The sequence below is a fragment of the Dysgonomonas sp. HGC4 genome (assembly GCF_001261715.1).
Taxonomy (GTDB): domain Bacteria; phylum Bacteroidota; class Bacteroidia; order Bacteroidales; family Dysgonomonadaceae; genus Dysgonomonas_A.
Genome location: NZ_CVRU01000055.1, coordinates 1 through 8,791 on the forward strand (window position 1 = coordinate 1; position 8,791 = coordinate 8,791).

The 8,791-nt window shown below is 34.6% G+C and carries 4 protein-coding genes; 3 read left to right on the forward strand and 1 reads right to left on the reverse strand.

Annotated elements, in window-relative coordinates; genetic code table 11:
* Positions 1-264 precede the first annotated feature (264 nt).
* From HGC4_RS04850 to HGC4_RS04860, 3 genes are all read left to right on the forward strand, one after another.
* Entirely contained in the window at positions 265-3,651 is a 3,387-nt protein-coding gene (locus tag HGC4_RS04850) for a SusC/RagA family TonB-linked outer membrane protein (protein WP_050709003.1), read from the forward strand.
* A gap of 12 nt (positions 3,652-3,663) precedes the next feature.
* Positions 3,664-5,250, forward strand: coding sequence for a SusD/RagB family nutrient-binding outer membrane lipoprotein (locus tag HGC4_RS04855; protein ID WP_050709004.1), 1,587 nt, complete (start codon positions 3,664-3,666; stop codon positions 5,248-5,250).
* 228 nt (positions 5,251-5,478) lie between these two features.
* Positions 5,479-7,545, forward strand: a complete 2,067-nt coding sequence (locus tag HGC4_RS04860; protein WP_050709005.1) for a hypothetical protein — start codon at positions 5,479-5,481, stop codon at positions 7,543-7,545.
* An 85-nt stretch (positions 7,546-7,630) separates the two neighbouring features.
* Here the strand turns inward: HGC4_RS04860 and HGC4_RS04865 are convergent, their stop codons facing one another.
* Positions 7,631-8,659, reverse strand: coding sequence for a hypothetical protein (locus tag HGC4_RS04865; RefSeq protein WP_050709006.1), 1,029 nt, complete (start codon positions 8,657-8,659; stop codon positions 7,631-7,633).
* Positions 8,660-8,791: the final 132 nt, after the last annotated feature.

Genomic DNA, 8,791 nt, shown 5'->3' on the forward strand with positions numbered 1-8,791 from the left:
TTATTATCATTTTAATAGATGGTTTCAATTTGTTTGTTTGTATTGAGGTGTCATGGCTTATTGTTTCTTTTAGTTAAAACTATAAAGTGATGCTAAATCGCTTAAAATCCTTTACCAATAAGGTATTTAGGTTAAAGTGTGTATCTGTTTTGTTAAAAAAATAATGTTCTAAAAACTTTTTTTTGTATTTTTTTTGTATTTATATTTGCTGAACGGAACTAGATTGATTAATAAATCTGAAATTTAATTAAAAACTAATTTTCTATGAAGAAAAAGGCTATTAACCTGGCGCAAACACCTATTGCGATGAAGCGGGTTTTGTTTGCATTTCTCTTTTTCTCTGTATGGGCAACACCCAATGTTGGAGCTGATCCTTCATTAACAGGGAAAAACGTGATTGAAGAGACGGTATTACAAGATGGAAAACAGACCGTAATCAAAGGTACTGTTATCGATTCAAATGGAGAGCCGCTTATTGGGGTAAGCGTCAAAGTTGTTGGTACTTCAGTGGGAACAGCTACTGATTTTGATGGTCGATATACAATAAATATTCCAAGAGTAGGTTCTGTTTTAGAGTTTACATATGTGGGATATACTTCTAAAAAAGTAACAGTAGGTTCTGAAACTACTGTTGATGTTATGTTAGAGGATGATTCTCAAATGCTTTCTACTGTAGTTGTTACAGCTCCAATCGGTGTACAACGTCCTCCTAGAGAAATTGGATATTCGGTAAGTTCTATTTCTGCAAAGCAGCTAACAGAGTCGGGTACTACAAACTTTGGTTCGGCATTATATGGAAAAGCTGCTGGTGTGAAAATCACAACAGCTCCCGGAGGTGCGACTAGTGCTGTAAATATTCAAATTCGTGGTGTAAACTCATTAAATTATGACCAACAACCGCTATATGTAGTGGATGGGGTTATGATTCGTAATGACGGACAAAATGGTAAAGACGGTACTAATAATGGAGGTTTCGATGGTGACCAACGTATTAGAGGAAACGGATTGTTAGATATTAATCCTCAGGATATAGAGACAATGACAATACTTAAAGGTGCATCGGCTTCAGCTCTTTATGGGTCGGATGCAGCTAGTGGTGTTATTGTTATCACTACGAAAAAAGGATCTAGAGGTCAAGGACTAGGTATAGAAGTGAATTGGAATGGTATAGTAGAAAATGTAGCATTTCTTCCTAAATATCAAACAACATATGGTCCTGGATATGATCCTGCAACAAACATAGCTAATGGAGCTACTGTTGATGGTTGGGTACATGATCCAAACTCGAAGCTTAATGATGGATATCGCCCATACTTTAGAGCTTATGGTCAATTCGGACCAAAATTTGAAGGTCAACAAGTTTCGTGGTGGGATGGTTCTTCGGGTTCATATACTGGTAGAGACAATTATCAGGACTTGTTTCAAACAGGTTTCACTTCGAATCTGAATGTGGCTTTATCTAAACAAACTGATGATTTAAATTATCGTTTGTCATATACTCGCTTAGATAATTCAGGAACTCAAAGAAATAGTGGGTTACAGAAAAATACATTTAATCTGAATTCTGTAGTTAATATTAGTAAGAATGTAACGCTTGATGTTGTAGCTAATTATATAAATACAAATACCAAGAACAGAGCATATTCTACTTATAATATATTGGCTAGTTATGGAGGTATGTTTAGCCGTGCCGAAAATATTTCTACGTTTTTGAATAATTTTCAGACATCTGAGGGATACAAATATGTACCATATGGGGCATCAAAAGGTAACCTTGATGACGCATTTATTTATTCTATACGTGCAACTAATACATTAGATTATTTATGGGAAAGATTGAGAAATAGTTATGATGAAACTGAAAATCGTTTAATAACTAGTGCGACTCTTAATTGGAATATCATGGATAAACTTAAATTTAGAGGTCGTTTAGGTAATGATTTTACTTCTGCAAATCTAGAGGGAAGAAGGCACAATGAGTACTCTATAGTTTATAATTCAAATGGTAGTACTGGTGAATATGGTGTTACTAAGAATCAGTATTCTATACTTTATGGTGATGCTATGCTTACTTATTCTGATAAGATAACACCAGATTTAGGTTTTACTGTGGCTGGAGGATTTCAAGGTCGTCAGGAAGAATATAAATCTCAATCATCGTATACACGCAATGGGCTTAATGTAGAAAATTGGTTCTCATTATCTAATTCATATGGAACAATTAATGCTACTTCTAACACTAAGGAGTTGCTTAAGTATGCTTATATTGGTGTTTTAAACTTATCTTATAAGGATATGCTGTTTTTGGAGGCAACTGCTCGCCAAGAATATTCATCTACTCTTCCAGTTGATAACAATCATTATTTCTACTGGTCTGCAAATAGTAGCTGGATTTATAGTGAAGCATTCAAGTTACCTTCTTGGATAACTTATGGAAAGATTAGAGCCTCTTATGGTATTGTAGGTAATTCTCCTGTTATGTATGCTGCGAATGTTGCTTATCAACAAACATCACTGCAAGCTGGCACAGGATCTGTTCCTGCATTTACTATGGGTTCAACTTATGGTAACCTGAACTTGACTGCTGAGATGAAGCATGAATGGGAGTTCGGTTTGGAAAAACGTTTCTTTGATGATCGTGTAAGTTTAGATGTAAGCTATTATACTAATAAAGTAAAGGATCAGATAATGAATGTTACAGTGCCATTATCTAGTGGAGCTACTGATCAAACAATGAACATTGGAGAAATAGGTAGTAAAGGTTTAGAAATTGCAGCTAGTGTAACTCCTTTTATTGGAAAATTCAGATGGACAACTCGTCTTAACTGGGCTTTCAACTCTTCTAAAGTAAATTCTTTAGCTCCAGGTATAAATGAACTTCAATTTACATCATTTGATGAAGGAAGTATCAAGATCTCAGCGGTTGCTGGAGAGACTCTAGGTAATATTTATTCATATGTGCCTAAGAAAAATGCTGATGGAGAACTTCTTGTGAATAAAGATGGTTTTTATACTATTGATAAAACTAAATATGAGAAAGTTGGAAATATCATGCCTAAAGTAGTAGGTGGATGGTCAAATACTTTTAACTATAGAAATTTCTCATTAGATTTTACAATTGATTATAGATTTGGTGGTCAAATATTATCTCCTCAAACTAAGTATGGTACAGGAGCCGGATTATATGAGAGCACTATGCAGTATCGTGATGCAGCAAATGGAGGTCAACCTTGGGTTTTTACTGCACCTGATGGTAGTAAGTATAACCGTAATGATGGTGTTGTTCTTCCTGGTATTAGCGAAGTTACCGGATTGGCAAATGATGTGATGCTTTCAGCTGCCGATTATTATTTGAATACCTATACATGGGGAGCTGATGGCTGGAATGATGCTATGGTGTATGATAATGATTTTATAAAATTCCGTGAATTAACATTTGGTTATGCAGTACCCGATGTCTATGCGAAAAAATTAGGAGTATCAGGTCTTCGTTTCTCTGTATATGGTAGAAATTTATTCTATGTGTGGAGAAGTCTGGAGAATATAGATCCTGAAGCTTCTATTGGAAGTAGATGGTGGTCACAAGGTGTTGATAGTGGAGCTTCACCTTCATCAAGAACTTTTGGATTTTCAATAAATGCGAAATTTTAAAAACAAGGAACAATGAAAAAGATATTTACAATAATTACAGTCTTTGCCTCAGCATTATTACTGATGGTGAGCTGTGATCTCGAGGATAAATTTAACGATCCGGAGCAAACTACAGTAGGTAGTGTACCAGCTTTGTTTACTTCTGCACTTAATAATTCGAGAATGCGTTCGGAGTATTGGCATGTGAGAACAGTGCTTTTAGTAAATCACAGTGTGTATACCCAGACATCGGCTTTTAATAAAAGTGCATCAGTATATCAGTCGAATGATAGCTATTTTGGACAATATTGGCGAGATTATTACAGTGCTCAATTTGGGGGAGCAATGGCAATGTATCGTCAGATGGAAAATGTAAACGCAACTCAAAGTACTCCTGCTGAGCAAGAATCTAATGTAATTTTCTTTCAAGCAGCTAAAGTAGTGTTGTACGACGTTGGTTCGCAATTTGTTGATATGTTTGGAGATATTCCATTTTCAGAAGCAGGTAGTTTACATCTAACATCTGTTAGTACTCCTGCTAAATTTGATGATCAACAAGAACTTTATATGAGTTTTATTGAAGATCTGGATAAGGTTGCGACTTACTTCTCTACAGCAACTGTAGGTACAGCTTTTCAAAGACAAGATATTCTTTTATCGGGAGATGCTAAAAAATGGCAAAAATATGCAAACTCAATACGCTTAAGACTATTAATTCACATATCGAATGTAAATGAGGCTTATGCAAAAACTGAGATTCTGAATATGTTGGCAAATCCAGCTAAATATCCATTAATAGATGGAGGTAATGTGGCTAACTATGATCCGGCTACAAATGATGTATTGAATGAGCCTCTTAAAGATTATTCTGAATCATTAGTTAATGCACTTGCAGAGGGGTTATCTTCTGTAGCACCTGATTTTATGATAAATAAATTGATGGCTCCTACCGAAGATGTAAGATTATCTGTTATGTTCGACAAAAATGCTAAAGATAAAGTGCAAAATAAAACTTATAAAGGTGCACCTATAACTTTAACATCAGATGAATTACTTACAAATAGGGATCTTTATGCATGTTGGGATTCTACCACAATTTGGCAAAACAGAAACCTTCCCGGAATCAGAATTACAGCTTCGGAAATAAACTTTATTAAAGCTGAAGCTTATGAACGTTGGGGCAGCTCAGCGGAAGCTAAGACTGCTTATGAAACTGCTGTTAAACAATCTGTATCATTCTATTATTATCTTAATAGAACAGCAAGTAACACTGCTGGTGGCGGATTCAGGGTGGAAGAAAAGCCTTCTGATGCAGAAATAGATGCATTTGTTACTAAACGTATTGCATATACAGGTACTAAAGATCAAAAATTGGAGTTGATAGGAACTCAAAAATGGTTACATTTTGGGTTCTTACAAGGTAATGAATGTTGGACTGAATATAGACGAACTAAATATCCGGTTTTATTACCTTTTCCATCAGATGGTATGACCAATGGTTATGAAGCACCTCCTTTAAGAATTCTTTATCCTTCTCTTGAAACGAATTTCAATCCAAATTATGCGGATGTACAAGCTGAAAATACTCGTACAACTAAAATATTCTGGGATGTGAAATAATATTTCATAGGAATTAAATATTTAAAGAAGGAGTTATTCTGTAAAGAATAGCTCCTTTTTTCTATTTACATTTCTTGAGTTGCCCAATATATGTTTACTTTTGCACAATCATGTTTCAGAGATGCGATGAAACATAGAATGTATTGTAATGTTTGTTTAGTCAAATCCCAGTAAGATAGTTCAATTGAATTTACATTACAATAAGTGTTGAATAGAAGTTAATTGATTATGATCGAGAATAATATAGAAGAATATCGTAAGGATTTATTAGAGAAGAAAAACTTATTGGATAGTGCCATAGTGCAGTTAAAGAGTGAATTTGTTGGAATTGACAATGTTATTGATCAGATTGCGGATGCTATAGGAGCATGGCTATTCTTTCCTGAGATGCAGGAAAAGCCTGTAATTATCAATCTTTGGGGATTGACAGGTATCGGTAAAACATCGTTGGTGAAACGTTTCTCTCAATTGATAGATTATAATGAACGTTATTATCGTTTTGATTTAGGTGAAAGTACCGGTAAATACTTTGATATACAAGATTCATTTAAGGAGATATACGAAAATTGTGACAAAGAACCCTTTATCATCGGTTTAGATGAATTTCAATTTGCACGAACAATAAATGAAAATCAAGAAGAAATAGATAAGTCATCATCGCGTGCTATTTGGGATTTGCTTGACAGTGGTAAGTTTGATTTAATTGACTTCAACTACAATATTGGGGTATTCAGTAAATTGATAAAAAAGCTGGATTTGTCTTTAAGTAAAGGTGTAGAAGTAGAGAATGGCCTTGTTACACTAAATGCGGATATTCATAAAAATATATTGGAAATTACAGAAGAAGACGATAATGATGATGAAGATAGTAATGACGAATCTTCTAAAATAAATAAGGAAAAGAAGCTTTATTTTATACCGGAAGTAAATCTTAATAATATCTTTTATGCGGTAGCAGATATGTTTCTTTCGAAAAGTGAATTGAGAGACAAGCTTGATGAACTTGATGGAGAGGCTACTATTGAGTATCTGATTCAGCTGTATAAGAAAACATTGAAACCTAAAACGGTTGATTGTTCGAAGGCTTTAGTATTCATAATGGGAAATTTGGATGAAGTGTATTCTATGACACATGATTTTAATCCTGATATGAATGCTGATGAGTTTAATAAGCAATCATTAAAAATATCGGTTACGCAGGTAAAGAATGCTTTGTTGGCTCGATTTAGAAGTGAACAGATTGCCCGTTTGGGAAATATTCATATTATATATCCCTCTTTTACATCCGAAGCGTTTCATCGTATAATAGAATTGGAGCTGTCTAAAATTCAGAAGAAGATAAAATCTATTTATAATTTTGACCTGACTTTTGATAAAGGAATAAATGAGTTGATTTACGAAGAAGGAGTTTATCCAACACAAGGAACTCGTCCTTTATTTACTACTGTTCAACAAATTGTAAATGCTCGTTTAGGTAAAATACTGAATGAGGTTTATATTAATGGTTATTTCGTAGATCGATTACACTTTGCTATTGACGAAGAAGGTTCTACTAAAGATGTGGCTTCTCTGAAGATCAAATTTTATAAGGATGAGAAGTTAGTACATGAATGGGCTGATAAGCAATCTTTGGTATTAGGTAAGTTGCGTCAGGAAAAATTGAATGATGAGCAAGCCATAGTTGCAGTGCACGAAAGTGGACATGCTATTGTTTCATCAATATTGATGCATACAATACCCGATTCTATATTCTCAGTGACAGCCGACAGTAATAGTCAAGGATTTGTATTGGCTCGTCCTCAATGGAATTATATTTCGAAAAAAGAGATCGTGAATCGCCTAGCAGTATTAATGGGTGGCTTAGTTGCAGAACGAATTGTTTTTGGTGACGAAAATATTACGATAGGGGCGAGTAGCGATTTACAGAATGCTACTAAATTGGCTACTTATGTTCTCTATGCTTGTGGCATGGGAAATATGTTGGCCTTGTTTGGTAATGAGAATATGGACGAAACTCCCAATGTTATTTTTGATGATGCACGTGAAGGAATAAACAGAGAGGCTAAGGCTTTGCTGGAAGCAGCTGAGAATTTAGCTCAAAAGACATTGGAGACACAAAGAGTTCTCTTGTTGCAGCTAGCTAATTATTTAAGTGATAAAAGAGCTGTAAGTAAAGATTTAATGATGGAGTTTCTTGTGAAATATGCCGTAGATTTTAAGAAAGAAGATATTATAACAGATGCCGATCATTTGTTTTATAGAGATCATTTGAAAAAGCAAGTTGATGCTTTGTAAGTTTTAGATTTCTTATCTATTAAATATAAAGAGGGGTGAAGCTATTAAGTCTCACCCCTCTTTATTATATAAAATATATTAGACTTTATCCTAAGTTTTTAGCCATTTCAACAATTTGAGATACTGTTTTTAGTGGATTGGGATTATCTAAGATAAATTGCACATAAAAACCTCTGATATAGCCATTAGGCAGTTCTGTATATCCTTGAGGTGCAGATTCTGTAAGGGGTAGCTTTTGTATATCTGTTTGTGCCTGATTTATATATAATCTGTATCCAAGCTCTTCGGCTGTAAGTTTACGACACCAGCGTACAGGCATCCAATGCCATGTTTTACTTTGGATTGCTTGCGGATAGTCATGTATAGCAACCATTCCGTCCCAAGTTTGCCATATAGCAGCCTCTATGAAGCCATAAAAATCGCCTGTCAGAACATTAAATGACTCCGTATCTGTACCATCATTATTATGTTTGAGTTCCCAAACTTGAGGTCCATTAAATCGGGCTCCCCCCGGCATTAAATTAAACCCATACTTATTGGTATTATTTGGTCCGAACCAATAAGTTAAACCCGGGATAGCAACAGGATTGTCTCCTGCTTTAACAGTAAGAATGGTTCTTACATCTTGTTCTGTTGCATTTCCACACATTGCAAAGAGTTGGCGAAAATCAGTTGTTGATGCGGCACTCCATCCGTTGGTTAGGACTTTTTCTTCTCCTTCGTAAATTACACATTTACTTCTATCTTCCAGATACTCGAAACGATCTCTGTCATAATAAGGTCCGCAATACTTGTTTATATCGTCAATACTCACATCTTTGAGAGCTTGTGGATTAAGTCTGTACCTTGTAAGTATAAGTTCTATATCGGCTTTTGTAAAAGGTTGACCTGGATAGTGGTTGATATTACTATTCATCCATAGATATTCTCCAATTTTTACGGCTTTGTAGTCTACTGATTTATTTATGAAATTATCGTAGAAAACAAGGGGAATAGTAGGACCTTTTTCAGTTGGTGTGGGTTCTGGTTCTATTGGTACTACTGGTTCCGAGAGGTTATCATCACTACAGGACATAAAAACGAATAAGATCAATAAGAGCTTTCCAAATTTCATTATAATATTTTGTTAGTATTTATAGACAGTATGCACTAACAAAGATAGGCAATATTTACAGTCTTTAAAATATTAGGTTAAATAATGATTATTTTATTACTGAATAATAATTATTGCTTTAAGAAAGAACCC